At 38.9% G+C, this 26,881-nt stretch carries 21 protein-coding genes; 7 read left to right on the top strand and 14 right to left on the bottom strand.

Going from position 1 to position 26,881, the window contains the following annotated elements; translation table 11 throughout:
* Positions 1 to 93 precede the first annotated feature (93 nt).
* The gene (locus tag AC1M9E_RS08295; protein ID WP_035266378.1) at positions 94 to 936 is read left to right on the top strand and encodes a universal stress protein; all 843 of its coding nucleotides are present in this window, start codon (positions 94 to 96) and stop codon (positions 934 to 936) included.
* Positions 937 to 1,215: 279 nt separating this feature from the next.
* Here AC1M9E_RS08295 and AC1M9E_RS08290 read toward each other — a convergent pair whose 3' ends face one another.
* From AC1M9E_RS08290 to mutS, 4 genes are all read right to left on the bottom strand, one after another.
* Positions 1,216 to 1,881, bottom strand: a complete 666-nt coding sequence (locus AC1M9E_RS08290; protein WP_035266381.1) for an O-methyltransferase — start codon at positions 1,879 to 1,881, stop codon at positions 1,216 to 1,218.
* Between the two features lie 136 nt (positions 1,882 to 2,017).
* Entirely contained in the window at positions 2,018 to 2,737 is a 720-nt protein-coding gene (locus AC1M9E_RS08285) for a D-Ala-D-Ala carboxypeptidase family metallohydrolase (RefSeq protein ID WP_035266384.1), read from the bottom strand.
* Positions 2,738 to 2,868: 131 nt separating this feature from the next.
* Complete coding sequence (gene fdxA / locus AC1M9E_RS08280; protein ID WP_035266386.1) at positions 2,869 to 3,192, bottom strand: ferredoxin FdxA; 324 nt, start codon at positions 3,190 to 3,192, stop codon at positions 2,869 to 2,871.
* Between the two features lie 235 nt (positions 3,193 to 3,427).
* Positions 3,428 to 6,079 carry a DNA mismatch repair protein MutS gene (gene mutS, locus AC1M9E_RS08275; protein ID WP_488224672.1) on the bottom strand — a complete coding sequence of 884 codons (2,652 nt, stop codon included), beginning with the start codon at positions 6,077 to 6,079 and terminating at the stop codon, positions 3,428 to 3,430.
* A 298-nt stretch (positions 6,080 to 6,377) separates the two neighbouring features.
* On the opposite strand from mutS, the gene AC1M9E_RS08270 reads away from it, so the two are divergent.
* The 5 genes from AC1M9E_RS08270 to AC1M9E_RS08250 are packed head-to-tail and all read left to right on the top strand — an operon-like array spanning position 6,378 to position 11,237.
* Positions 6,378 to 7,628: a dienelactone hydrolase family protein gene (locus AC1M9E_RS08270; RefSeq protein ID WP_180028213.1), complete on the top strand. Its 1,251-nt coding sequence runs from the start codon at positions 6,378 to 6,380 to the stop codon at positions 7,626 to 7,628.
* Positions 7,629 to 7,649: 21 nt separating this feature from the next.
* Positions 7,650 to 8,435, top strand: a complete 786-nt coding sequence (locus AC1M9E_RS08265) for an SDR family oxidoreductase (protein WP_488224671.1) — start codon at positions 7,650 to 7,652, stop codon at positions 8,433 to 8,435.
* A 21-nt stretch (positions 8,436 to 8,456) separates the two neighbouring features.
* Positions 8,457 to 9,695, top strand: coding sequence for a styrene monooxygenase/indole monooxygenase family protein (locus tag AC1M9E_RS08260; RefSeq protein WP_488224670.1), 1,239 nt, complete (start codon positions 8,457 to 8,459; stop codon positions 9,693 to 9,695).
* Between the two features lie 19 nt (positions 9,696 to 9,714).
* The gene (locus tag AC1M9E_RS08255) at positions 9,715 to 10,239 is read left to right on the top strand and encodes a flavin reductase family protein (RefSeq protein ID WP_180028210.1); all 525 of its coding nucleotides are present in this window, start codon (positions 9,715 to 9,717) and stop codon (positions 10,237 to 10,239) included.
* 53 nt (positions 10,240 to 10,292) lie between these two features.
* Positions 10,293 to 11,237, top strand: a complete 945-nt coding sequence (locus AC1M9E_RS08250) for a SphA family protein (protein ID WP_481592093.1) — start codon at positions 10,293 to 10,295, stop codon at positions 11,235 to 11,237.
* 48 nt (positions 11,238 to 11,285) lie between these two features.
* Here AC1M9E_RS08250 and AC1M9E_RS08245 read toward each other — a convergent pair whose 3' ends face one another.
* Positions 11,286 to 12,323, bottom strand: coding sequence for an AraC family transcriptional regulator (locus AC1M9E_RS08245; protein ID WP_092767742.1), 1,038 nt, complete (start codon positions 12,321 to 12,323; stop codon positions 11,286 to 11,288).
* Positions 12,324 to 12,781: 458 nt separating this feature from the next.
* On the opposite strand from AC1M9E_RS08245, the gene AC1M9E_RS08240 reads away from it, so the two are divergent.
* Positions 12,782 to 13,762, top strand: a complete 981-nt coding sequence (locus AC1M9E_RS08240; protein WP_481590736.1) for an AraC family transcriptional regulator — start codon at positions 12,782 to 12,784, stop codon at positions 13,760 to 13,762.
* Positions 13,763 to 13,805: 43 nt separating this feature from the next.
* On the opposite strand, the gene AC1M9E_RS08235 is transcribed toward AC1M9E_RS08240, so the two are convergent.
* From AC1M9E_RS08235 to dnaE, 9 genes are all read right to left on the bottom strand, one after another.
* Positions 13,806 to 15,149, bottom strand: coding sequence for an MFS transporter (locus AC1M9E_RS08235; protein ID WP_092767747.1), 1,344 nt, complete (start codon positions 15,147 to 15,149; stop codon positions 13,806 to 13,808).
* A gap of 98 nt (positions 15,150 to 15,247) precedes the next feature.
* Positions 15,248 to 16,282, bottom strand: a complete 1,035-nt coding sequence (gene antC / locus AC1M9E_RS08230) for an anthranilate 1,2-dioxygenase electron transfer component AntC (protein ID WP_180028207.1) — start codon at positions 16,280 to 16,282, stop codon at positions 15,248 to 15,250.
* A gap of 11 nt (positions 16,283 to 16,293) precedes the next feature.
* Positions 16,294 to 16,785: an anthranilate 1,2-dioxygenase small subunit gene (gene antB, locus AC1M9E_RS08225; RefSeq protein WP_035266119.1), complete on the bottom strand. Its 492-nt coding sequence runs from the start codon at positions 16,783 to 16,785 to the stop codon at positions 16,294 to 16,296.
* 2 nt (positions 16,786 to 16,787) lie between these two features.
* The gene (antA, locus tag AC1M9E_RS08220) at positions 16,788 to 18,224 is read right to left on the bottom strand and encodes an anthranilate 1,2-dioxygenase large subunit (protein WP_035266117.1); all 1,437 of its coding nucleotides are present in this window, start codon (positions 18,222 to 18,224) and stop codon (positions 16,788 to 16,790) included.
* 230 nt (positions 18,225 to 18,454) lie between these two features.
* Positions 18,455 to 20,458 (bottom strand): esterase/lipase family protein, encoded by a 2,004-nt coding sequence (locus tag AC1M9E_RS08215; protein ID WP_488225201.1) that lies wholly within the window; start codon positions 20,456 to 20,458, stop codon positions 18,455 to 18,457.
* Between the two features lie 114 nt (positions 20,459 to 20,572).
* Positions 20,573 to 21,490, bottom strand: coding sequence for an ABUW_2363 family tetratricopeptide repeat lipoprotein (locus AC1M9E_RS08210; protein ID WP_092767751.1), 918 nt, complete (start codon positions 21,488 to 21,490; stop codon positions 20,573 to 20,575).
* Between the two features lie 110 nt (positions 21,491 to 21,600).
* Positions 21,601 to 22,413 carry a serine O-acetyltransferase gene (gene cysE / locus AC1M9E_RS08205; protein WP_035266113.1) on the bottom strand — a complete coding sequence of 271 codons (813 nt, stop codon included), beginning with the start codon at positions 22,411 to 22,413 and terminating at the stop codon, positions 21,601 to 21,603.
* Positions 22,406 to 23,248 carry an RNA methyltransferase gene (locus AC1M9E_RS08200; protein ID WP_092767753.1) on the bottom strand — a complete coding sequence of 281 codons (843 nt, stop codon included), beginning with the start codon at positions 23,246 to 23,248 and terminating at the stop codon, positions 22,406 to 22,408. The genes cysE and AC1M9E_RS08200 overlap by 8 nt, the downstream gene beginning before the upstream one ends.
* Before the next feature lie 13 nt (positions 23,249 to 23,261).
* Positions 23,262 to 26,840 carry a DNA polymerase III subunit alpha gene (dnaE, locus tag AC1M9E_RS08195; protein WP_481590733.1) on the bottom strand — a complete coding sequence of 1,193 codons (3,579 nt, stop codon included), beginning with the start codon at positions 26,838 to 26,840 and terminating at the stop codon, positions 23,262 to 23,264.
* Between the last annotated feature and the right edge of the window lie 41 nt (positions 26,841 to 26,881).

Below are 26,881 nucleotides of genomic sequence, written 5' to 3'. Positions count from 1 at the left end.
CGAATTAAATTACATAAACCATGTTCATTTGCCCGAAAGCTATGATAGTTTAAAGAAAAGAACAATCAGACATCATGTCAAAGTGAGGCAATCATGAACCGTGTAATTGCGTGTATTGATTCATCCCCATGTATTCATGCCTTAGCTGAAGCAGCAGCCTGGATTGCGGATCGAACTAAACGTGAGTTAGTCCTTTTACAGGTTTTAGATTACTATCCTGCAAGTTATCATCTGGGTGAAATTAGTGGTGTGATTGGATTTGAAAGTAATGCGATGCTCTTAAAAGAACTCGCGGAATTAGAACAAAAACAAAGCGAATTAGCCTTAGATTATAGTAATAATCTTCTTTCACATATTTCAGAAGTGATTGAAGAAAAATATGGTATTACGCCGATAAAAATTCAAGAAAAAGGCGATTTCCTCGAACAGAGTTTCAATGTTTTAAATGAAAATGACATTGCGATTATTGGTCGAGTGGGTGAGCGCTCCGCGGAAAAACACAAAAGCTTAGGGAGTAATGTAGAGAATTTTATTCGTGGTGCTCGTTGTACGGTTCTAACTGTTGGTGAAACCTTTAAGCCACCAACACGTTTTATTTTCGCCTATGAAGATTCTCAGACTTGTAAAGAGATGATGCATCGTGTTGCTAAAAGTGATTTATTAAGAACACTTCAGTGTCATTTGCTTTATGTGGGTGATCATCCTGAAATTCTTGATATCCCAGCTCAGTATTTACGTGAAGCTGGATTGGATGTGGTTGTTGAATACCGTTTTGGAGATGTCGCTGAGAATATTTTAGATTATCAGCAACAACATCAAATTCAATTAATTGTGCTAGGCGCTTATAGTCGCAGTAAAGTAAAACAATTTTTCTTGGGCAGTATTACGACCAATATATTTAGAAATTCAGTCGTTCCATTGTTGGTTGCGAAATGATCAGTCAGTTTTGATTAATTTTACTTGATAAATATTCGGTCAACTTTACTGGTAGAAGGTGGATAAATTTTTAGAACAGTAGGGTTTTATGGTTTGATTATTTTATAATCTTTTGATTAAAGTTTATGAAAATCAGGTGTTTGCCATAATATTTTATTTTTATCCACAGGAATACAAACAGGAATCGGGGATAACTTTTTCAGGGCTCTAGTGCAAGAAAAAGGAGTATTCAAATTGATGAATACTCCTTTAAGTGATACTAATGACTAGTATTAAGATTTATTTGACAATCGCCAGTGCAAAACCATCATGTCCTTTACTGCCGACGGTTTGTAAGGCTGTACTCGACAATAGTCTAGGATGATTCTGCATAAGGCGGTACATTTCACGAATACCTTCGATGCTTGGTTTGACATTTTTTTCATCCAAAATATCACCAGCGCGAATCACATTATCTAAAAAAATAATGGTACCTGAGCGTGAAAATTTAAGTGATAGTTCTAAATACTCTGGGTAACTTTGTTTATCAGCATCAATAAATATAAAGTCAAATGGCTCAAAATTTTCAGGTAAAGATTTGAGAATATCCGCAGCGCGACCAACTTTTAATTCAACCGTTTGCTTTAATTTCGCATTGTCGATATTTTCTTGACCGAGTGCTGCATGTGTATCACGACCCTCGATCGTCAGAATATATCCATCCTCAGGAAGAGCTCTTGCTAGCCACATGGTGCTATAAGCCGCAAAGGTTCCAAGCTCTAACACACGCTTACACTGATTCATTTGAATCAACATTTGTAATAACATGCCTTGGTTAGCAGCAACTGCTAGATGGTCAGGAAAACCCTTATCAGCTGTATTTTGTAGAGTCTGAGTTAAAATTGGATCTTCTGGCATCAGATGAGATTCAATATAAGCATCAATATCTGACCATTGTTGTTGCATAACTGAGTACCTGTAGGGAGTTCAGTGCATTGTAATCGTTTCGAATGAATGTGCAAATTTCTGATGCTTTGATGCTGAAAAATCAGTCAAAAAAAAAGAGGTCAAAGACCTCTTAATTAAATGTGATCATCTAATATTAGTAATGGCATAAAGATGTATTTCGAGTCAGATCGGGTCCCCAAGTTCGGTAACCTTGAGTATCAATATGTATTTGACCAGTCGCATACAAACCTAAGCCCATATTTAAGCTTTGACCATAATTTTGCCAAAATTGGCACAATTTAAATTTAGAATTTTCGATGAAGGCATAATCTTCAGCCTGAGGAAATTCAGGACCGATTCTGAAATCAATGGCTGAGTTATACAAGTGTCGAGACGAACCTGCGCCACCAGCACACTGATTTAATGGAAGGTCACGATATACAGATGTAACCTCAAAATCAGTTAAAATCCTTGCTGCAACGAGATATTTAAATACCTTCAGTGTCGGTAACTGATTCGACCATAACTCACGGTTCGGAACCATATATTCAGATTTACCACATTTTTGCCAAGCACGTGCTGATTTAAAGAGTTCAAAACTTGGGATAATATTGCCAACATTATTACGTTCTAAGTATTGTTCATATTCTCGTGCTTGAGCTTGGTTATTACCTTGCATCAGCCAAACACGATAAGAATTCGGCATGACTTTTGGTCGCGCTGGACGTTCATAGGTTATTTTTTCTTGTGGAATATATATGCGTTGACCATCATTGGTGACGATTGTTCGTCCTTTTTGAGGGGAGGACGTACATCCAATCAATATCAACGATATTGCACTGATTGAGCACAAGCCCTTCAAAATTAATTTCATTATAAATAAATTTTACTAAAGCAAATAAGTTTCTATTTTATGCTAATTGATTATCAAGAATGCGTATAAATTGCAAATAAATGTACCAATTGGGTATAAAAAAGATCAGCCGAAGCTGATCTCTCATTGGATTATTTTTCTAAATATTGCAATTTATTTGGTTTGCCATTCCATTCTTCACGGTCAGCTGGTTGATCACCAATCTGCGTAATGTTTGGCCATTTTTCTGCAAGTTCAGCATTGAGTTCGATAAAGACTTCTTGACCTTCAGGTAGTTCATCTTCCGAGAAAATGGCATTTGCAGGGCATTCAGGCTCACATAACGCGCAGTCAATACACTCATCTGGATTAATGACTAGAAAGTTTGGACCTTCATAGAAACAGTCAACTGGGCAAACTTCTACGCAGTCTTGATACTTACATTTAATACAATTTTCAGTGACAACAAAGGTCATGGCGTCAGCTACCTAAAAAATATGGTTCTAATAACGAATGCTGTATTTTAGGCAAATTGAACGAAACTAACAATTCCTTTTCTTGATATTTAATATAGGGGATGCTACTAAATCAATAATATTTATGATGAGATCGTACTAATTTGCAAATTCTCAGGCATTCTGCCTCTGATTTCAAAAATCGTGATTAAAAAAAGCCAGCAGATCGCTGGCTTATTGATTGAGTGTGCTTGAACTAAGATTTTTGGAGTAATTGTTTGAGTTGGTAGAGTTGGTCTAAAGCCTGTCTTGGACTTAAGTCATCTACAATAATTTCTGAAAGAAGTTGTTCAACTTGAGAAGGTTGATGAATTTCAACCACATTTTCAACTTCAATAATTTTTTCTACAGGTTCACTATTTGAAAATAAATCTTGAGAGAACAGATCTTTTTGCACAGGTTGAGTTTGCAGTTGGAGTTTCTCCAGTTTTTTAAGTTTAGCTTGAGCCTCTTTAATCACGTTTTGAGGAATACCTGCTAGTTTAGCGACCTGTAAACCATGACTCTGACTTGCAGGACCTTTTTGAACCTTATGCAATAAGATGAGATGACCATTCACTTCTTGCGCAGTGACATGATAATTATCAATACACGGATCCATGCCTAATTCTGTTAATTCAAAATAGTGCGTTGCAAAAAGACATAAACATTTAATGCGATGCGTCAAATCAAGAACACACGCCCAAGCTAATGACAAACCATCATAAGTGCTTGTGCCACGACCTACTTCGTCCATCAATACCAAAGATTGTTGAGTGGCATGATGTAAAATTTGAGAAGTTTCCGTCATTTCCACCATAAATGTAGATTTGCCAGAAGAAAGATCGTCTGCTGAACCGATACGCGTAAAGATCCGATCAATAGGTCCCAATTTTGCAGATTTCGCTGGAACGAAACTACCGCAATATGCCAATAGCGTAATTAACGCCGTCTGACGCATGAATGTAGATTTACCACCCATATTTGGGCCTGTGATAATCGACATACGATGCTGCACATCTAGATAAGTATCATTTGGGGTGTAAGGCGTTTTAATCAGTGATTCAACAACGGGATGGCGTCCTGCTTGAATGTGTATTCCAATTTCAGGGCTAAATTCCGGACGATTCCAATTATATAATCTTGATAGATGTGCGAAGTTTGTAAGAACATCCAGTTGAGCAATAGCGCTCGCCATCATTTGAAGATTGGCGATATCTTGACGTAATTCATCCAATAACATTTCAAACAAAAGTTTTTCACGAGCCAATGCACGTGATTCGCTTGAAAGCACTTTATCTTCGAAAGACTTCAATTCAGGGGTGATATAACGTTCAGCATTTTTTAATGTTTGACGACGAATATAATGGGCAGGAGCTTGTTCTGCTTGCGCTCTGGTTAATTCAATATAGTAGCCACTCACTCGGTTATAACCGATTTTTAGTGTGTTTATACCTGTTGTTTCTCTTTCTTTGATTTCTAAATCAATTAAAAATTGTCCTGCATGATCGCGTATTTGACGAAGTTCATCCAATTCATGATCAAAACCATTTGCAATGACATTACCATCTCTGAGTAGAACAGGTGGGTTTTCCACAATGGCTGACATGAGGCGATGATGTAAACCATTAAAGTCACCCAATTCCTCATTCAGTTGATTGATTAAAGCGGATTGCGGTGTTGAGGTCATTGGTGCTAATGCATGGCGTAAATACGGGATCTGAGCACATGCTTGACGTAGTTGCACTAAATCACGTGGTCGCGCACTTCCTAATGCCACACGGCTGAGTACGCGTTCGATATCACTGATTTCTTTTAATACCAGACGAATTGGAGCTTCATGATAGCCAGATAATATGGTTTGTATCGCATTTAGACGCTGATCCAACAACGCAGTATCACGAATCGGTTGCATTAACGTTCGACTAAGCAGTCGGCTACCCATAGCCGTTTGGCATTGGTTGGTTAAATCAAATAATGAAGTGCCATGCTCAAACAAAGGATCAATAATCTCTAGATTTCGTCGCGTCACAGGATCAAGTGCAATAAAGTCGGAGCTTTGTTCAAGTCGAATTGAACGAATATGTGGCAATGCCGTCTTTTGGGTATCTTTGGCATAATGAATTAAAGCTGCCGCAGCTGCTTTCGCCAACTCAAGATGTTCAATTCCAAAACCAGATAAAGTACTTACGGCGAATTGATCACATAAAGTTTTTTGCGCATTATTCAGATTGAAGTCTACGTTTGGGCGTTTTGTAACGGGACAATCAAGAATTTGCTTGATCTGTTCAACCACTTCTGGATGCTTGAAATCCTCATCAATCAAAAGTTCACTTGGCATAAGACGCGCAAGTTCCAGAGGAAGTTGTTCAGCTTGAAAACTTTGTTGTTGGACTTTAAAAATACCTGCACTGAGATCTAATAGGGCGATACCAATTTCATCAGATTTAATACAGATGGATACTAAATTTGAACTCTGATGGGCATTCAGCAATGCGTCGTCTGTCAATGTACCCGGTGTAATAATTCTGACTACACCACGTTCAACAGGTCCTTTACCAGTGACTTCCCCAAGTTGTTCACAAATAACAACGGTTTCACCTTTTTTAACTAAACGCGCTAAGTATCCTTCTGCTGCATGATACGGAACTCCAGCCATTGGTATCGGTTGTCCATTCGCTTTACCACGGTGGGTTAACGTAATCCCTAAAATTTTGGCGGCTTTATGCGCATCGTCAAAAAATAACTCGTAGAAATCACCCATACGATAGAACATTAACGAATGCGGGTGCTGTAATTTCACCGTCATATATTGCTGCATCATTGGCGTCAATGTTGAAAGATCGATATTGGATTGATCTAAAGTCATCTTTGAAAAAAACCTGTAGTTAAATTTTGAAACGAAGAAGTACTGCTCAAGCTTAGCATGAGAAAAAATGCGTAAATCGATTATAAGATCTATTTTTAGCAAAAGATAAATGAGTCGAACCAATATTATAACCAACGACTCAATTTCGTTCATTGAATAATTAAATTCGATATCCATTTATGCAAATTCTTTGTGTAAAGAATCAGCAGTCTCTGGATAGTCTCCGCATCTTTTGGACAGTTTGTTATCGCATTTCATTTCATGATCAGATCATATTCGATGTCTTAGGGAAGAAAAAATGACAGGTCAAACGATTGAGATCACTACCAAATCGGGGAATCGCTATTCAGGGTATTTGGCAGTCCCAGAAGCAAAGAAAGGTCCTGGGATTGTATTGTGTCATGAAATATTTGGTATCAATGCAGCGATGCGAGCAAAAGCTGACTTTCTCGCAGAGGAAGGCTATACCGTTTTAGTCCCTGATCTATTTTGGCGTACTGCACCAAACATTGATTTAGGTTATACACCTGAGGATTTTGAAAAAGCTTTTCAACTTTATCAGCAATATGATGAAGATCAGGGTGTAAATGATATTCGTGAAAGTTTAGATTTTTTAACGACTTTAGATGCGTGTGACACGACTACGGGTCAGTCAGTGGTTGGATATTGTCTTGGTGGAAAACTTGCATATTTGGCTGCATGCCGTATTGATAACTTAGCGTGTTCGGTTGCTTACTACGGTGTAGGCATTGAAAAAGCGCTCGATGAACTCTCGAATGTGAAGGGTAAGCTTGTGCTACACATGGCTGAACTTGATCAATTCTGTCCAGCTGAAGCGCGAAATCAAATTACTGAAGCATGCGCACAATTTAAACATATTCATGCTTATGTTTATGAAGGTGTTGATCACGCATTTGCACGACCGAACAGCGATCATTATCACAAACCATCGGCGCGATTTGCCCATGAACGTACCGTAACAGCATTACATGAAACGGTTGGCCCTCACTATGACTTAGTTGCATTGTGGGAAGAGCATATCAGACATGAGTTCGACACGCGCGATGTACCAGCAACCATGGCAACGATGGTCGCTCAACCATATGTGAATCACATTCCAACGTTGACAGGTGGTGTGGGATATAGCCAGTTAGCGCGATTCTATCGATATCATTTTGTACATCAAAACCCTCAAGATATGAAAATCACCTCAATTTCTAGAACTGTGGGATCTACTCAGGTTGTGGATGAATTCATCATGAGTTTCACTCACGACACTGAAATTGATTGGTTATTACCAGGTATAAAACCGACTGGAAAATATGTCGAAATTCCAATGTTGGGGGTCATTCAGTTTAGAGGTCCAAAACTTTGTCACGAACATATTTATTGGGATCAAGCTTCTGTACTTGTCCAAATCGGATTACTTAATCCAGAAGGATTGCCTGTTGCAGGTGTAGAAACAGCGAAAAAACTTTTAGATGAAGATATTCCTTCAAATGGCTTGATGCCAAGTTGGGAGTCGAGTGCTGGTAAGCCAATCGAATAATCAAAATATATGGGGCAAAAAATGGAATTAAATATTAAAGATAAAGTTGCCATTGTCAGTGGTGGATCAACTTTGATTGGACAGGCTGTGGTTCAAAGCCTCGTGAATTTAGGGGCTAAAGTTGCCATTTTAGACATTGATGATTACGGAAAAACCATAGCTGCTCAACATCCGTATGAGGTGATGTTTATACAAACTGATCTAATTTCAGACATTGCAATTCATGAAGCGGTAAACAGCATTAGAAATCATCTAGGTGAAGTCAGTTATTTAGTGAACTTGGCATGTACCTATCTTGATGATGGTTTCAAATCACCACGATCAGATTGGTTAAAAGCATTAGATATCAATTTGGTGTCTATTGTTGAGCTAACGCGTGCCGTATATGAAGATTTGCAAAAAAATAAAGGGTCAGTGGTGAATTTCACCTCGATTTCAGCGCAATGTGCTCAAACGGGACGTTGGTTATATCCAGTTTCTAAAGCGGCAATTTTACAACTGACCAAATCGATGGCAATGGATTTTGCGCCAGATGGTATCCGTGTCAACTCAGTTTCACCAGGTTGGACTTGGTCGAGAGTGATTTCTGAAGTGAGTGGACAAAATCGTACGAAAGCTGATGCTGTAGCAAGTGATTATCATCTCTTGGGACGTTTGGGTAATCCGGCAGAAGTGGCAAATGTAGTGACATTCTTATTGTCGGATGCTGCAAGTTTTGTGACTGGCGCAGACTATGCAGTAGATGGTGGGTATTCAGTCATGGGGCCTGAAACGAATCAACCCGCAATACCACGTTTAGCAGAATAAATTAAATATTGGAGAATAAAGATGAGAAAAATTGCAATTGTTGGTGCAGGTCAGTCAGGACTTCAACTTGGATTAGGACTGCTTGATAAGGGATATGACATCACGATTTTGTCGAATAAAACTCCTGATGAGATTCGTCAAGGTAAAGTCATGTCTAGTCAATGTATGTTCCATACTGCGTTACAGACTGAGCGTGATTTAGGATTAAATTTTTGGGAAGAGCATTGTCCAGCGGTAGAAGGTATTAGTTTTGCTTTGGTTCATCCAGCAAGTGGTGAAAGAGCATTTAAATGGAGTGCGCGATTAGAGCGTTATGCTCAATCTGTTGATCAACGTGTCAAGATGCCTTATTGGCTTGAAGAGTTTCAGCGCCGTGGAGGCAAGTTTGTTCTTCAAGATGTCGGTCTAAATGAATTAGAACATTTGGCTGACGAGTATGAATTAGTGCTATTGGCTGCGGGTAAAGGTGAAGTTGTTAAAGAGTTTGTACGTGACGCAGAACGTAGTACTTTTGACAAACCTCAGCGTGCATTGGCTTTGACTTATGTGAATGGAATGAAGCCAATTTCACCATACTCGAGAGTGAGCTTTAATATTATTCCTGGGGTGGGTGAGTATTTTTGTTTTCCTGCGCTTACAGTAAATGGTCCATGTGACATTATGGTTTTTGAAGGAATTCCTAATGGTCCTATGGATTGCTGGGCTGAAGTTAAAACACCAGAAGAGCATTTAAATAAAAGCTTAGAAATTCTGAAACAACATTTGCCGTGGGAGTATGAGCGTTGTCAAGACGTAACGCTTACGGATAATGGCGGATATTTAGCAGGACGTTTCCCGCCAACGGTACGTAAACCTGTCATGACATTGGCTTCTGGTAAAAAAATATTTGGTATGGCAGATGCATTGGTGGTGAATGATCCAATCACAGGTCAAGGATCAAATAATGCGGCTAAATGTAGCAAGGTTTATTTCGATGCGATTTTAGCACACGGTAATCAAGCGTTTACTCAAGATTGGATGGAGTCAACGTTTGAGAAATATTGGTCATATGCTGAAAAAGTCGTGAGCTGGACAAATAGTTTATTGGTTCCACCTCAACCTCATGTTGTTGAGCTGCTAGGTGCAGCCTCTCAAAATCACAATTTAGCTTCTCAGATCGTTAATAATTTTGATGATCCACGTAACTTTTCACCGTGGTGGTTTGACGAAAACGCAGCGAAAGAATTATTAGAAACAGATCAAGTTTCTCAAGTGGCTTGATGGAACTGAGGTGTTAAAAATGGATGTATTAGATAAAATTAATCTGCAAGAGATTGACATCAGTAATCCTCGCGAGATTCGTAATCTTCTTGGTCAGTTTGCCACAGGTGTTACCGTAATCACCACACGTGGAACGGATGGACGAAAAGTGGGTATGACAGCCAATTCATTTTCTTCGTTGTCATTAGATCCACCGCTTGTGTTGTGGAGCTTGTCGAAAACAGCACCAAGTTTGCCCGATTTTGTTGCAGCTGAGCACTTTGCAGTTCATATGTTAACGAAGGAGCAGCATCAGCTTTCTACCCATTTTGCCCGTGGTGCACAAGATAAGTTTGCCACAGTTGATCATGGTGAATGTGATACTGGTGTTCCATTACTGAACGAAGCACTTGCTACACTTGTTTGTAAAAATGTACAGCAATACGAAGGTGGTGATCACTTGATTTTTATCGGTGAAATTCAAAAATATCAACAAACTGCTGGTGAGCCCTTAGTATTTCATGCTGGTCGTTACCAAATTGCAGCGAGCCATCCAGACCTTTAATCATTGTTTTAAAAACCACGATGAATAATCGTGGTTTTTTATGGGAAATACACATGAAAAATAAAATTATATTAAGTGCTTTAACCTTGTTTACTACAGCAAATTCATCACATGTTTTTGCTTATGATTTACCGACTGTGAATTTGGGTATGACCAGTTTTCTAGATGGTGGACTACCAGCTGGACCTGGTTGGTATTCGCAAACGTATTTTCAACATTATGACAGTGACAAGTTGAGAGATGCGAGTGGACAAAAGCTTCCATTGCCCAAAACAGATTTAAATTATCAAGTGATTGTCGAGCAATTAAGTTACATGTCGACCTATAAACCGACTGCTCATTCAAGTCTAGGTCTGAATTTACTTATCCCTTATTTAAGTAAAATCAGTGTTGACGATGGTTTAAATAATCAAGCTTTAAAAGCTAAAAGTGGATTTGGAGATTTGATGATTGGTCCATTTCTCCAGTTTGATCCAGTCATGGGTGAACAGGGACCAAAATTTGTCCATCGAATAGAATTACAGATAAATTTGCCAACAGGGGAATATCAGCAAAACCGTGATATTAATCCGGGTAATAATGCATTTTCCTTCAATCCATATTGGGCTGCAACGTATTGGTTTAATCCGAAATGGACAGCTTCGACACGCGCTCATTATTTGTATAATTTTAAAAATGATGATCCAACTTATGGTTTTGGTGCTGCTGATGACATCCAAGCGGGGCAAGCAGTACACATTAACCTAGCATCTGAATATGCTGTACATGATCAGATTCGATTGGGTTTAAGTGGGTACTATTTAAAACAGCTTACCGATACTAAAGTTGATGGTGTAAAAGTCGATGGTCGCAAAGAAAGTGTGTGGGCAGTTGGACCTGGACTTATGTATAGTCACTCGCCAAAAAATCATGTAGTCGCAAATGCATATTTTGAGCATGATGCAAAAAATAGAACTGAAGGCGATCGATTTCAAATTCGATACATTCATCATTTCTAATCAAAAAAGCCTGTGATTTCACAGGCTTTTTTATTGACAGACATAAAATTAAGAGAAGAGTGAATTTTGTGTAATCTTACGCGTTGATGATGGCAGCTCGCCATAACGACGTTTGTACTCTTGTGAAAAACGACCTAAATGAGTAAAGCCCCACTTAAATGCAACATCAGTGACCGTGGCATGTTCATTATTCATCAGTTCAAGATGAGCTTGTTCAAAACGAAGCTCACGTAAATATGCCATAGGGGTAATGCCAAAATGGTTTTTGAATCCTGCAAAGAGTGTTCGTGCACTTACACCTGATTGTTCCGCCAAGACTTCTATGTTGAGTGGTTCATGTAAGTGGTGGTGAATGTATGCTTCAGCACGTTTGATAAAGTAGGGCGCTAATTTTTTCTCATGATGAGAATTTGCTTTAAAAAAAGCATTATTTGGTTGTCCATAAATTAGCGCATTAAATAGATTTGATTCAAACTGCTTAAATGCAAGTGGGTGGTGGAGAGGATGATGCTCACATTTAAGTGCATCCATCATGGTTCTCAAAAGTTGCAGAAAATAACCACCAGATTGAGTGGTAAAATCAAGTCGAGGATTAAAAATTACATTTTTTTGTTCAGATTTCACGATATGTTGCTGACAATGATGTGCAAAATCATCTTTTGAAATTTTGAGAATGAGTTGAGGGGAGTGAGCACGCCAGCGCATTCTGAGTGATTGGTCAGGTGAGATAATTGACGCTACTTCTGAGTATGAAATAAATTTATCTTGACCAAATTCAATTTCAGCATAGCCTCGAGTAGGAATCTGAATAAGATAAAACTTTTCAAGTTGATCTGGTTCGATCAATACATCTGCGCCATATTCCAAGCGGCTGATAGAAAGAGCCCCAGTTTGAACATGATGCATGCTTGCACTAAAATTTTTAGCTGATTTTAACACTTTAAGAGCATGAGGCTTAAAAATTTGCCCTACATTTTTACAAGTTTCGCTCAAATCTGCTTGATTGAAGACCAAGTTTTGACTGTTGAAAATTGATTCATTACTAAAATTTTGCCCAGTTAGCTGAGAGGAATGAAGCTGGTTCATTGTGAATCCTTTTGGCTCATTAGTAGTCCGTACCATGACAGTAGTGTTAAATTGATATCATGGAATGAGATTTACGATATAAATAAATGAAGCAATATTCAGACCAGAAATAATAATTTTAAAATTTAATAGCTATAGTGGTAATTGAAAAAATTACATTTATTTATATCAGTCCTATCCTTAGGACTTATTTAAAAATCTATCTCTATAATCGCTGAATGTCAAATAAAACCGAATTTTTTATCATTATTATTTTAATATAAGTTAATGAAAATAATATAAAAAATAAAAATACCTATTAAGTAATATAAGATACCAAATTAGTATTTTTTAATTTACTAATCTGTGTTCAAAAATATATTTAAATATTTAGTCGAAGCGAAGAGACTTTATTTCGACATTATTATTAAAAATGTTTTATAGTATCTATCATGATTCAAAATAGCTAGGTGAACAGGATGATCACACTCAGCCAACATAAGGATCTTAGTCACGCATCGCGTGAATTGAATGTTGCTCAACGATTAATGAGCCTTATTTGTGGTTCACATCAATTAGAAACTGCTCGTAAAGATCAGCTTGATTTTCATTATTCAGGTATACGCTTGCCGAGTAAAAAAATGGCAATTGGCTGTATCAGTTATGGCACTGATGTGTCTATTCAAATTCAGCAGCTAGGTGCATACAGTATCAGTTTGCCTATTCATGGACAGCAAACATTGCGTATGAATGGAGAAACTCATTTATCACACAGTAATAATGGAATCATTGTTTCTAGTCAGGATCAGCAAGAACTCATCATTCACCGTAATTGTAAAAAATTTCAAGTGGTGATTCCTGAAGAAAGTGTCAAATCTGTACTTTCCAATTTGCTTTCTAAACCTGTTAAAGAGCGGGTGATTTTTGAGCCAGATATGCCATTTAGTGAAGATAACTTCCTAAGATTGTGGTGGAATAATATTCAACAATGTTTATCGCTCAGGCAAGATTATTCTCGTTTTGATGGTTTAAATCTGCTTTCTCAAGATTATGAAAGTTTTTTGATTAAGGCTTTGCTTTTAACCCAGCACAATAATTATTCCAATGAATTAAGATCGCTCCAAGAGTATCAACTTCCGAAGCCAGTCATGGTGGTCAGAGAGTTTATCCATCGTTTTGCTGATCAAGAGTTGGATGCATCAGATTTAGTCATGATATCGGGAACTTCAAAATCGACTTTATACCGTGAGTTTCAACAAGCGCTTCATATGAGTCCTATGGATTATTTAAAAAACTATAGACTTGAACAGATTCATCATGCTTTGCTGCAGAACAATGCAAATATTTCCATTTCAAGATTGGCTTATGACTGGGGATTCAGACATTTAGGACGATTTTCTCAAGAATACAAAGCCAAATATGGGGTTCTCCCGAGTGAAACACTTAAAATAATGGTTTAAAAAAAAGCCCCTTGATTGGGGCTTTTTAATGACTGAGTTGAGATTACTGCGTTACCTCTGCAGTTGCAGTATTGGCTGATTCAGGTTGTTTTAGTCCTTTTAATGCGAGCGCAATAAACGAAATAAATGTCGGAATTGCTAGGACATAGAAAATACCTGCAAGAGATAATTCAAAAGTAAAAATCAGTGATCCGTAGAACGCACCTAAGATCGCACCGATACGACCAATACCATGCATCCATGAAACACCTACACCACGGCACACTGAAGGGTAGAACAGTGCTGTTAATGGAAGTAGTGATGATTGAGCACCCACTAATAATGCGCCAATTAAGAAAATTGCAATACCGAGTAAAACAATACTTTGGCTTACGAATGCTGCTACGAAGAACAATACAAATGCTGCGAGATAAGAATATTTAATCACAGTATTTGGATTAACTTTATCCATATACCACCCCATAAAGCATGCACCTATCACACCGCCAAATGGGAAAATCGCTGCAATTAAACTAAACTGTTCTGTTGTGAATCCAGCGGTTTTAAGAATAGTCGGCATCCAGCTGGTTAACAGATAAAATACCATTAGGCTGGTAAAGCAACACAGCCAAAGCATTGCTGAACCCCAAAAGTATTTGCTAAATAAAATTTTAACAGGGCTTTGTTTAGGATCTAATACTTCTGCTTCAGGTAGAACAAATACAGTACTTTGATCAAATGTTTGACCGTGAATCTTCTCAAGAATTGGTTTTGCTTTTTCTTGACGATTTTGTTTGATGAGGTATTGAGGTGATTCAGGTAACTTGGTAATCAAAAATACCAATACGATCAGTGGGATTACACCGCCGATAATAATGACATTTGCCCACCCTTGATTCTCTAATAAGAACGCAGATAAGACACCGCCACTTGAGATCCCTAACATAAATCCGCAACCTGCTAATCCGGTCAGGAATGCTTTACGTTTTAGAGGCATGTATTCGGATACCATTGTGCTGATATTCGGCATAGCCGCACCAAGTCCGACCCCTGTAATAAAACGATAGATCATAAGTTCTTGTGTGTTAGAAGCAAATCCACACATGATGGTGAAAATTGAAAACAACAAAGTCGTCATTACGATGACACCCTTGCGTCCAAATTTATCTGATAATGGTCCTGAGATAATGGCGCCGATCGACATGCCTACTAAGGCCGCACTCAGCACAGGTGCTAGATCTGGTTTTGAAATCCCCCAATCATCTAACAATGCTGGTGCAATAAAGCCTAAGATGCCAGTGTCTAATCCATCACAGAAAAAAACCAAAAACCCCAGAAAGAAAACTGTCCATTGTAAAGGGGACATTTTTTCCCGATCAATAACGTCATTTACAATTATTTTTTGCATTTAAAATTTCCATATATTCAAACGTTAGAACAAAAAAGGACTATCGTTTGCAAAGAATATTAACGATAGTCCTTAGTGATTGTCATCAGCTCATTTAATTATCTAGAGCTATGACTTTGAATAAACTTCTCACTGTAAACACGTCCGTTGTCTATCTGGTGATCAGCTAACCAATTTTTGACAGCATCGATCATTGGTGGCGGACCACACAAATACATATCGAATGCTGATTCGCTTAATTGCGATTGATCTAAATGTTCGTGGATAAATCCTTTTTTTCCAGTCCAATCATTAGAAGGTTGTCCGATTACGGGATGATACTCAAAGTGTGGAATCTTAGCTGAGTATGCTTTTAACCTTTCTTGTTCACACAAATCTTGCTCTTTGTTTACACCATAATATAGATGTACTGGTGGAATTTGAGGTTGTTTCACAATTTGATCTAGCATTCCTAAAAATGCTGACAATCCAGTACCTCCTGCGACAAAGACTAATGGCTTTTCTTTTTCCACTTCGCGAAGATAAAAACTTCCTAAAGGTGCTTCGAGTAAAATTGTATCCCCAACTTTTGCTCGATCTCGCAGATAGTCACTCATGAGACCTTGCGGCAGTAAGCGAATTAAAAACTGTAATTGATTACCTTCATTGGGTAAATTGGCAAAGGAATAAGAACGCCAATCATTTGCACCAGGAATTTTTAATCGAGCATATTGACCCGGTAAATAATCAATTTTCTGCGTATGTTGACTGGCATCTACATGAATGATTGCCGTAGTTTCAGAGACTAATTCTACGTGAGTCACTTTGGTTTCGAGTTGAAGTGTTTCACCAGCATTACAGAAACTTGAGTCATGATCGAAATAGAATGCAGCATTCGATTGCACTCGTGTTTGACAAGCTAAAATTTTACGCTCTGCCAGATCACGTTCGGTTAATGCTTCTTCATCGACATAATCTTGAGTGTAATTGCCACTTTCACATTGCCCTTGACAGGTTGCGCAAACGCCTTCACGGCAGTCTAAAGGCAATGTGATACCTTGACGGAACGCAGCATCAAGTAAAAGCTCATCATTATTCACAGAGATAAAGAACGTTTTACCATCTGCAAAGTTGAGTGCAACAGAATGACTCATTCTTTTACTCCTTAAACGTGATAGAAGTCGAGCACAGAATCAATTTTGTCATTCAACAAAATGGTGTGCTGTTTACGAATGCGGAAAGTGTCTTCATGTTGACGAAGGATATAAGTGACATGCCCGTAAAAATAGCCTTCTAAACCTTGGCGGTTATAGAATGTCGACCAACCCGCTTTAACTTCTAATAATCCGTCTTCAAGTGTTTTTACACGGATGTTGTGAATCGCATGCATGAGACGCGGAAGGGGCGTAGCTGATGCAGCTTTACCAGTTCCTATACGGAATACGCGATCTTCAAGGCCAGCACGGTTTTCATAATAGATATATGAAAGCCCTTGGTTTGGATCAGTGACGTATTCATGGTCACTGATCCATTGTGGAATGTGGTATTCGCTGTCTTCGTCATAGAGTTCTAGATATGCGTCCCATTCATAGTTGTCACAAAGCGCAGATTTTTCATATAAAAATTGAGAAACTTGATGTACAAGAGCTTGTGTCATGATTAAGCCTCCTCAGTTGTCGCTTGTGATGCAGGGCATTCGTGTGGTTCAGAAGTATCTTCAGTGAGTTTAAGTGCTTTATTTTTTAAGCCTTTTAACATGAGATCGCGCCAAACTTGGTGTTGATTGACATATAAACCTTCTTGAGTAATTTCAGTACCCGTGATGACTGGTTTGATCCCTAATGTTTGAGCATTCGGGCTGTCGCCATAATTCCACTTGTGATAACCGCGCGAAATGTCACTCCAGCGTTCTAAACGAGCTTGGAAACCACGCTGTTGTTCACGGAATTCGACTAAATCGTCAGGTGTGCCTAAGCCCGATACGTTGAAGAAATCTTCGAATTGACGAATACGGTTACGACGTGCTTCAGCCGATTCACCTTTAACACCAATACACTGGCTAATGACTTCAGTTTTATTCCATGCAACTGGACGAATAATACGAAGTTGCGAACTGATTTGATCCATAAAGAAAAGGCTTGGGTATAAGTTCAAGTTTCTGAGACGATGCATTGCCCATTCAGCACGTTTTTGACCATATTTTTCAACCAGATATGGCATCACAGTTGCGTAACCAGGGCGTACAGTTGGGTTAGGCATGTCACTAAACAAAACGTTATGACCATTTTTAAATGAGAACCAACCATCATCAGTTGTGTCATCACCAGCACCTAATTTACTGTAATCAAGTGTGTCCTTTGGTCCAGTCCCTTTTTGTGCATTCAGTTGCTGACGATATTGAACTGTAGAGACATAGTTATAGTGAACAGTACTTACGTGGTAGCCATCTACACCATTTTCATTTTGTAGCTTCCAGTTTCCAGCAAAGGTATATGCTGATTTACCCGGTAAAACTTCTAATTCACCTGTAGGTGATTGTTCAACCATAAGATCAAGGAAAACACGTGTATCACCTAAATAATCTTCTAAGGTGTCTGTAGCTGTTGTATCTAAACTAACGAAGACAAATCCTTTATAACTTGCAATACGTGCTTTTTTTAGACCTCGTGATGATTTATCAAAGTCATCACAATACTCACCAGGAGCTTTAACTTTTACGAGGCGACCATCCGATTTGTAACACCAAGCATGGAACGGGCAGGTAAATGTGGATTGATTACCTTTAGCAACTCGGGTCAATGTAGCACCACGGTGCTCGCAGGCATTGACCATTGCATTTAAATTACCTTGACCATCACGGTTAATGATGAGCGGTTGGCGACCAATTTGAACAGTGACAAAGTCATTTGGTTTTGGAATTTCACTTTCATGACACGCGTAGATCCACACCTTTTCAAAGATCATTTCCATTTCTAGATCAAAAAGTTCTGGTTCAGTAAACATGTCACGTGCGATACGATAGACGCCATCCTCTGGTCGAAAATCGATACATCCTTCAATAAAATCATGCCATTCGATGCTGCTACGAGATCCCATGGTCTAACTCCTTATATCACTTGATTTCATTTATCTTTGAATCTATTGAACAGTGATTAACGGAGTCAGGCTATCCAGTTTGTTCTAATCGTTATCCATTTTTTCTCAAATATTTTATGGAGAAGGTAGTTAAAAATATGAGTGGGATTCAAAAGTCGTCCTTTGGGACTATAAAAACAAAAAGCCGATGCATCTTTGATACATCGCCTGATAAAAGCTAAAGGAAATCGTTATTTGGCAATTCCAAGCTCTGTCAAATGAAGTCTTAGGATTCGTCTTAATTCCAAAACAGCTTCAGGCGTTTCCTGAATTGAGTGACCACCTTTGATAATAATCTCAGATTGTGCCCCTTTAAGATGAGCACTCTGATAAGGCACGATCCCATCTGACATAACATTAGGATCTTTACTCTCAGTCACATTCCCCATGATGGAGTGAAATTTAAATCCTTTAATTGGCGTCACAGGTGAGGTTAATTTGGTGAAAGGAGAGTTGTGACTCAGATCACTCGGACCATTTTGAATCAATCCATGACCTAAGTCTTTGACAAAATGTTTAATATTAATATCTTTATCTGAGAGCGATTCAGCAAATGCACCCAAAAATGCACCTGGCAACTTGATCACTTTACGCGCAGCTCGTGTAAACCAACGATCAGCATAATCTGTACCTCGATGAGGTGCTGCTAAGAAAATAGCACGATTGAACTGTGGCACAGGTTTGATTTGTAAACGAGCTTTAAATAAAGGTTCATTCTTAAAGCGGCTAATTTGAGAATTTTTTAATTGAGACAATGCAGGTTGTGTTAAATCAGCTTGGCTCACCAATAATCTTGAAATAATACCACCCATACTATGTCCAATCAGAACTGCATCTTTAGCTGATGCTGTAGATTGATCAAGTGAATTAAATGCTTGTTGAATGATCGCATTCACCTGAAAGCGACTTTCTAAAATTGGCATATTGGTTGAGTAAAATACTTGCCAAACTTGATAATGCTCTCTTAGAACATTATCTCCCATAATGTCATTGGTTAATGCAATCCAAGCTTCTGGACTGCTTGCAAGTCCATGCACCAAAACAATAATTTTTTTGTTTGGATTATAGGGTTCGAGCATAAAGAGATGGGGCATTGTGATTGTATTGTCACGATCAATCAAACTCAAATATGCAGCAGCACCTAAGTTATTTTCGGCAAGCCACAAACCATAAGGTGCAGAGTAATTCGCAGCTAAGGGATAAACTTTTCCACCTACTTTTAATTGATCTAATCCATAAGGATCATAAATATTCAGGGTGAAATGCGGGTCATTCAGAATATCCTCTACATTACTCTGACGCGCAGGCTCAGCAGTCATCGTGACTGAAAGATAACGTGGTGGATGAATATTAGGGTTACGACCATTTTTATAAGCGTGATTTAATGGATCTACAATATATTTACCTGAATCGCTATTTCGCTCTGGCGCTGGAAGCGTTGCGACAAATTCCGCACCGAAACCATCCCGACGGTTAATCGAACGCAAGCCACTAAAATTGAGGTTGTAGCTTGAAAGCAGGCTATCTAATTTTTGATTAGCAATCTGAGGGTAATGGTCATAGTTGATGGTATAAATGCTTTCACCAATTTTTATTTGTTTGGGAACTTTTTCACCCGTATAGCGCATACCATAGGTCATCACCATTTTCGCCAAGGCTTGATTGTAGAAATCTCGTATTTGAACTTGTCTATTATCGAAAATACGGTCGCTTGGTTGGCGTTTTGTCTTGAATAGATAGGCATAACTATAACGAATACTTTTATCAAGCATTGCTAACTGTTGGTCAAGACATTGACTATAGTTTTCTTGATGAAGTTTTTGCTTTTCTTCTGACTGATATTTATTAATTAAACTGGTATTACAATCAGAAGAATTACTGAGGGTTAATGCCCGTGTCAAATATGCTTCACTTGCAGTTGAATAAAGTTGTTCATCTTGAATTTGTTTTATTTTTTTTAGATCAGATACGCATTTATCTGGATCATTAGAACAACTTTCAGCCTCACTGCCTGTCATGGAGAGGACATTAAGACTCGCTTCACTCATTTTTTTACGCGTTAATATGCTATCTCGTTCATTCGCGATCGAAACATTAAGCGCTTGATTTTTTACACTGACGACTTGGCAACCTGTCATAAATAGTGGTGTTGCGAGCAGTAGGACGCCGATGTATTTATTGTTCATCATAAACATATTTTCAACTGTCAGCATGAATCATTAACGCTGAGCATACGTTATTTTTAGGGAGATAAAAATAAGTGCTAAAAAAAATAGACTGAATGATCAGTCTATTTTTTTTTAATAAGATTATGATTTCGCTGGATTGTTTAAAATTTGCCAAACATTGTAACGACCTTGTTTCTCAATTTCTTGAATCAAGCGGTCAGCAACTTCAGTTTCTTCAGGATATTTCACCTTGTAATTTTTTAAAGTTGTGATTGCATTTTTCTTTTGGCTCAATGCGAGGTAGTTATTAACAGCTACGAGATAAGCTTCTTGAACACCCGCTTTGATGGCCTTATCGATATATGGAATAGCTTCTTTTTGACCACCACCTTCAGACAAAGAGAAACCAAACCAGAAGTTCGCTTCAGCGTCTTCTTTGTTGATCTTCAGGATTTGTTGTGCATATTTTAATGATTTAGTGGTATAAGCAGAACCAAGATCGAGGTTACGACCCAATATACTTGCTTTAAATGCACGAATTAGGATATCGAATGACGCGTTATCTTTCGCTGCTAAAGTATCTAGTTGAGCTGAAACTTCACGTAATTTAGCTTCAAAACCGCGACGTTCTTGACGATCTGTAAAGCGAGGAGGATAGTGACGTGCTTTACCTTCAACCATCTGGAGGAAGTCATCAATTTCTGTAATATCGATTTCATTTTGACCCGCTAAAACCGTGTATTTCATCGCACGTTGTGAACTATTCACAGTCGGTACGATTAATTTGTTTTGGTCGAGGATCATCTTTCTGTTTGGATTATTTGGATCAGTCACCTCAAGTTTTTGAAGTGGTGCAGCAGCAGCTTTTTTTAGTTCAAGCTCGAATACTGGTGGTTGGCTATAATTAAAAGGATTTAATGCATAAAATGGCGCACTTAAATCAGGCTCAGAAAAGACGATTGGATCGTTTGTTTTAGATTGTTTTTTTACTGCTGGAGAGCTACAAGCACTCAATAATGAAACAGCGATCATGGTGGCAATGAGGGGCTTAATCGTCATATTTTCTTCCAATATTATGTTTTTAAATTCTAGTTCAGGTTGTATCTGAGTCTATGAAAAGTCGAAACAACATGCAACTCAGATTCACCTAACTTAGTCAAACTTATACATTAAGCTTTTGATTGTGCAGTTTGAGCTTCGCACTCACGACGAACTTCGTCAATGATTTTTAACTCTTCAGCACTAAATGGTTGTCCATTACTTTGAGCGTTATTAAATGTTGGATCAAGTAATGAAAGTCGCTGACATAGAGTGTTCATGCGCTTTTCATTGTGCTGTATACGATCCAATAATACTCGCATACCTTCTAACATAGGATCTGATTGATCTTGGGTTGTCGCATACGGCTGAAAACCGATGCTTTCTGCATAATTGCGTCGTTCGGATTCTTTGTCCAAATCTTTTTGCTGATTTTTAATAATAAATCGCGCTGGGTTACCTACGGCAGTAGCACCTTCAGGGACTTCTTTGGTGACCACAGCATTCGAACCCACCTTCGCATTCTTATGCACGGTAAATGGTCCTAAAATTTTCGCACCTGCGCCAACGACTACACCATCTTCTAAAGTTGGGTGACGTTTGCCTTTATTCCAAGTGGTGCCACCTAATGTCACGCCATGATAGAGCGTCACATCATCACCAATTTCAGCTGTTTCCCCAATGACCACACCCATACCGTGATCAATAAAAAAACGTTTGCCAATTTTGGCACCTGGGTGAATTTCGATACCAGTTGCAAAACGACTAAAAGAAGACAGCATGCGGGCTGAAGTTTTACACTCTTTTTTCCAAAGCTCATGCGCAACACGATGCATAATCAGTGCGTGAATTCCTGGATAAGTGGTTAAAACTTCAAATGTGTTGCGCGCCGCAGGATCGCGGGCAAACACAGCTTGAATATCTTCTTTAAGCTGTTTAAGCATCTTTTGATTTCTCTTTAGAATCTGACTTTTTCCATGTGCCATTGTTCAATGCCTGAACACGACTGAAAATACCTCTAAGAAGATGGTACTCCATACGATCTAATTGTATACGTCCGAATAAGCGACGCAAGCGTAAAGGCAATAATCGTGGGTTTTCTGGGTCTAAAAACTCGATTTCGTGCAACATTTTTTCAAAATGAGGATAAAATTGTTCCATCTGTTGATGTGTTACCAACGGCTCATCCCAATGCATAGAATCTTCATCAGTCACTTTCATAACTGCTTGAGGATCTTCAACTTGTTCCATGAGAGCCGTGGTCGCCATTCGCATTTCATAGCAAATAATTTGAATGGCTTGAGCGACATTGAGTACCCCATAGTCTGTATTCACAGGGATGGTCACATGGTAATTCGCCAAAGCCAACTCTTCATTGGTTAATCCGCGATCTTCACGCCCAAATATTACGGCAATTTCTTGTTGTTCTTTGATCACCGCTTGCATCGATTTATCAGCAGCAGGCCGAGCATCTAATAAAGGCCATGGAATAGTTCGGCTACGAGCACTTGTACCAAAGACTAAATGGCAATCTGCGATGGCTTCTTCAAGCGTTTCTACAATCTGAATTTGATCAATTAAATCGGTTGCACCGGCTGCAAGTGCATCAATATCAGGATGAGGATAAGTTTTAGGTGCAACTAAAACCAATTTTGAAAGCCCCATGGTTTTCATTGCTCTAAGTGCGCTACCGATATTCGCAGGCAGGGTAGTATTCACCATGACAATACGCACATGAGACAAATGCGCTGAGACAGCAGCATTATCAATTAAATTCATAAATCTTCCAAAATTAAGAGTATTGACTGACTTCCGTCATGTATTGATCCATTGCTTCATCCATACTGATCTGGTCAGGTGGAGAGGCATGTGATGTGATGACTGGTTCTGATTTTGGTTCTGCGGCGTGGGAACGTGCAGCTTTTGACTTGACATGATACTCCACATGTAAGGCCTCTTTACCAAAATAGTCGCGCAGTTTGAACAATAAGTCATCGAGTGGTGCGACATTCCATTGTGGTGGTAAATGAAAATCAGCCGTTGCATATGGAAAGTCGAGTTGTACTTGTAATGGCACATGCTGACACATATCTACATCACAAAATGGTTGAATGATCTGTGAAAGCTCTTGACCAAGATTTGGCTGAATATGCTCAGGTTGTAATTTGATGAGGATGTGATTCGCACGTTTTTGACGAATTTCGTTTAATGTAAACGCCTTAGTAAGGCGTCCCATCGGACGGTCGAAGCCTTCACGTTCATAAATTTCACCTTCAATCACGATCACTCTTTCATTCACAATAACGTCTTTAAAACGTTGGAAGCGTTCATGATTTGCTGAGACTTCGATTCGAGCAGTACCATCATCGAGTGTGATCATCATGCGGTTAGGGAAATTTGCGACATCCACAACCAAGCCGGCAAATACAGTAGTTACTCCACGACGTGTTGGAGTCAGCTCATTAATTTTGTTAGAAATAAACGCTTTTAACTCGGGGCGATACACATCGATCGGGTGTCCCGTTAAATATAAACCTAAGGTGTCTTTTTCACCTTTTAAACGGACTTCATCAGACCAAGGTTTTACAGGTTTAGTAGGTTTACGTTGAACTTCTTCAACTTCACCAAATAAATCCATAATGCCAGTTTCGCGGTTTGAACGAGCTTGTTCGGCTGCTTGTACAGCTTCAGGCAATTGAGCCATTAAAGTCGCGCGTTCAAGCCCGAGACAATCTAATGCACCTGAGCGAATCAAAGCTTCAAGTGTACGTTTATTGATTTTCTTCAGATCAATGCGATGGCAGAAATCAAATAAATCTTTATAAGGTCCAAGTTGCTTACGTGAATCAATGACAGATTGCATTGCTGCTTCACCAACACCCTTGATTGCACCTAGACCATATACAATGGTTTTTTCATCAATTGCATGGAATTGATAAATCGACATATTGACGGAAGGTGGTAACACATCGAGACCATTGTTACGACAGTCATCAATCAAAAATACAATACTGTCTGTGTTTTGCATTTCCGAAGTCAGTACAGCGGACATAAACTCAGAAGGATAGTGTGCTTTTAACCAAGCCGTCTGATAAGCCACCAATGCATAGGCTGCAGCATGTGATTTGTTGAAACCATAGCCTGCAAATTTTTCCATATAGTCAAAGATATGGTTCGCCGTTTGCTCATCGATATCTTTTTTTGCAGCACCTTCAATAAAGATTTGGCGTTGTTTAACCATCTCTTCAGGTTTCTTTTTACCCATCGCACGACGAAGTAAGTCCGCACCACCTAGACTATATCCTGCACAATACTGTGCTGCTTGCATGACCTGTTCTTGATATACCATAATCCCGTATGTTGGTTCTAAGACACCTTCTAATAGGGGATGTAAGTATTCGAACTCTCCACCATGCATACGATGAATAAAGTCTGGAATTAGATCCATTGGGCCCGGGCGGTACAATGACACGAAGGCAATAATTTCTTCAAATTTACTTGGGCGTGCTTCCTTGAGCATTTTTTTCATGCCCACGGATTCAAATTGGAATACCGCAGTGGTATTTGCTTCGGCAAATATCGAATATGCAGCTTTGTCATTTAGCGGAATATTCTCAATCTTTAGAGGTATATCAAACTTTAATCGTTGGTTAATGTGCTGAATAGCATCTTCAATTACAGTAAGATTTCGCAACCCCAAGAAGTCAAATTTAACAAGTCCTGCCGCCTCAACATCGTCTTTATCAAATTGAGCGACACGACCGGTACCATCTTCGTCACACAGTACAGCTGAGAAGTCCGTAATCTTGGTCGGTGCGATTACAACACCACCTGCGTGCTTACCAGTGTTACGCGTTATTCCTTCAAGTTTAAGCGCCATTTCCCAGATTTCTGATGCATCTTCATAATCTGGGTTGGATGGGTTGGTTACAATATCTTTAAGTTGTGGTTCTGCTTCTAAAGATTCTTCTAAACTTAAACCCAAAGGTTTAGTCGGGATCATTTTAGAAATACGATCTGCTAAGCCGTAAGACTTACCTAAAACTCGTGCAACATCTCGAATTGCACCTTTCGCTGCCATCGTACCAAATGTTGCAATTTGAGATACAGCGTCACGCCCATAAGTTCGTGCTACATAATCAATTACACGATCACGACCTGCGATACAAAAATCCACGTCAAAGTCTGGCATCGAAACACGTTCAGGGTTTAAGAAACGTTCGAAAAGAAGTCCGTATGGTAGTGGATCTAAATCTGTAATTTTTAAACTGTATGCAACTAATGAGCCTGCACCTGAACCACGGCCCGGGCCTACAGGTACGCCATTGTTCTTGGACCACTGAATGAAGTCCATGACAATCAAGAAGTAACCTGGGAATCCCATCGAGTTAATGATCTTGATTTCGAAATCTAATCGATCGTCATATTCTTTGCGAATTTCAGGCCAGTCTTCTCCACGTTTCTCCACAGGATAAAGGTGATTAAGACGTTCTTCTAATCCTTCTTTAGACAAATGGGCAAAGAAGGTATCAATTGTATGACCTTCAGGAATTGGATAGTCAGGTAAAAAGTATTTACCTAAGCGAAGTGTCACATTACAGCGTTTAGCAATTTCAACTGTATTTTGAATAGCACTGGGGATATCAGCAAATAACTCCACCATTTGCGCTGTTGTTTTGAAATATTGCTCAGGGCTGTAAGTACGTGGACGACGATTATCACCTAAAACATAGCCATCTGCGATGCAGACGCGCGCTTCATGGGCTTCAAAGTCTTCTTCTCTAATAAAATGAACATCATTATGAGCGACAACACCGATTTGATATTTTGCGGCTAATTTAACAGCTTCAATAATAAAATCTTCTTCTTGTGGGCGATTGGTGCGCGTGAGTGCTAAATAGACACGGTTGCCAAATTTTTCTATCCAAGCTTCAAGTAAGGGTTCAGCTTTTTCAGGGCTACTTGAACACAGCATTTCTCCAACATCACTTTTAATCCCTAAAAGTGCAATCATGCCCGGCGCTTGTTCTAACACCCATTCTTTTTTTACACACGGGATACTGAGTTGTTGTCCTTCAATAAAGCCGCGTGATACTACTTCAGTTAAACTACGCCAACCCTCATTATTCATCGCCAGTAAAGTCATACGATGTGATTCATCATTCAAACGAATCACACTTCCTAAAATAGGTTTAATCCCTTTTTTAAGACACGAGGTATAAAACTTCACTGCTGCATGTAAGTTCGATAAATCTGTCATCGCGAGTGCAGGCATAGAATCCTGTACAGCAGACTTCATTAGATCAGGTATACGTACGATTGATTCAGTAATAGAAAATTCTGTATGAACACCGAGATGAACAAACTGCATAGATGAGTCCTTTACAAGAGCAGAGCGTATTTTATCATGCA

This window comes from Acinetobacter sp. 24-47-47, from assembly GCF_057737035.1.
The sequence above is the reverse complement of the archived record's forward strand: the minus strand, read 5'-3'. Positions and strand labels throughout refer to the sequence as shown.

Coding starts and splice junctions, on each gene's coding strand:
- cysE (WP_035266113.1), bottom strand. CDS start 22,413: ATGCTTAAACAGCTTAAAGAAGATATTCAAGCTGTGTTTGCCCGCGAT.
- AC1M9E_RS08235 (WP_092767747.1), bottom strand. CDS start 15,149: ATGCAAAAAATAATTGTAAATGACGTTATTGATCGGGAAAAAATGTCC.
- mutS (WP_488224672.1), bottom strand. CDS start 6,079: ATGACTTTAGATCAATCCAATATCGATCTTTCAACATTGACGCCAATG.
- AC1M9E_RS08295 (WP_035266378.1), top strand. CDS start 94: ATGAACCGTGTAATTGCGTGTATTGATTCATCCCCATGTATTCATGCC.
- AC1M9E_RS08270 (WP_180028213.1), top strand. CDS start 6,378: ATGACAGGTCAAACGATTGAGATCACTACCAAATCGGGGAATCGCTAT.
- dnaE (WP_481590733.1), bottom strand. CDS start 26,840: ATGCAGTTTGTTCATCTCGGTGTTCATACAGAATTTTCTATTACTGAA.
- AC1M9E_RS08240 (WP_481590736.1), top strand. CDS start 12,782: ATGATCACACTCAGCCAACATAAGGATCTTAGTCACGCATCGCGTGAA.
- fdxA (WP_035266386.1), bottom strand. CDS start 3,192: ATGACCTTTGTTGTCACTGAAAATTGTATTAAATGTAAGTATCAAGAC.
- AC1M9E_RS08200 (WP_092767753.1), bottom strand. CDS start 23,248: ATGAATTTAATTGATAATGCTGCTGTCTCAGCGCATTTGTCTCATGTG.
- AC1M9E_RS08210 (WP_092767751.1), bottom strand. CDS start 21,490: ATGACGATTAAGCCCCTCATTGCCACCATGATCGCTGTTTCATTATTG.
- AC1M9E_RS08290 (WP_035266381.1), bottom strand. CDS start 1,881: ATGCAACAACAATGGTCAGATATTGATGCTTATATTGAATCTCATCTG.
- AC1M9E_RS08245 (WP_092767742.1), bottom strand. CDS start 12,323: ATGAACCAGCTTCATTCCTCTCAGCTAACTGGGCAAAATTTTAGTAAT.
- AC1M9E_RS08260 (WP_488224670.1), top strand. CDS start 8,457: ATGAGAAAAATTGCAATTGTTGGTGCAGGTCAGTCAGGACTTCAACTT.
- AC1M9E_RS08265 (WP_488224671.1), top strand. CDS start 7,650: ATGGAATTAAATATTAAAGATAAAGTTGCCATTGTCAGTGGTGGATCA.
- antA (WP_035266117.1), bottom strand. CDS start 18,224: ATGGGATCTCGTAGCAGCATCGAATGGCATGATTTTATTGAAGGATGT.
- AC1M9E_RS08285 (WP_035266384.1), bottom strand. CDS start 2,737: ATGAAATTAATTTTGAAGGGCTTGTGCTCAATCAGTGCAATATCGTTG.
- AC1M9E_RS08215 (WP_488225201.1), bottom strand. CDS start 20,458: ATGTTTATGATGAACAATAAATACATCGGCGTCCTACTGCTCGCAACA.
- AC1M9E_RS08255 (WP_180028210.1), top strand. CDS start 9,715: ATGGATGTATTAGATAAAATTAATCTGCAAGAGATTGACATCAGTAAT.
- antB (WP_035266119.1), bottom strand. CDS start 16,785: ATGACACAAGCTCTTGTACATCAAGTTTCTCAATTTTTATATGAAAAA.
- antC (WP_180028207.1), bottom strand. CDS start 16,282: ATGAGTCATTCTGTTGCACTCAACTTTGCAGATGGTAAAACGTTCTTT.
- AC1M9E_RS08250 (WP_481592093.1), top strand. CDS start 10,293: ATGAAAAATAAAATTATATTAAGTGCTTTAACCTTGTTTACTACAGCA.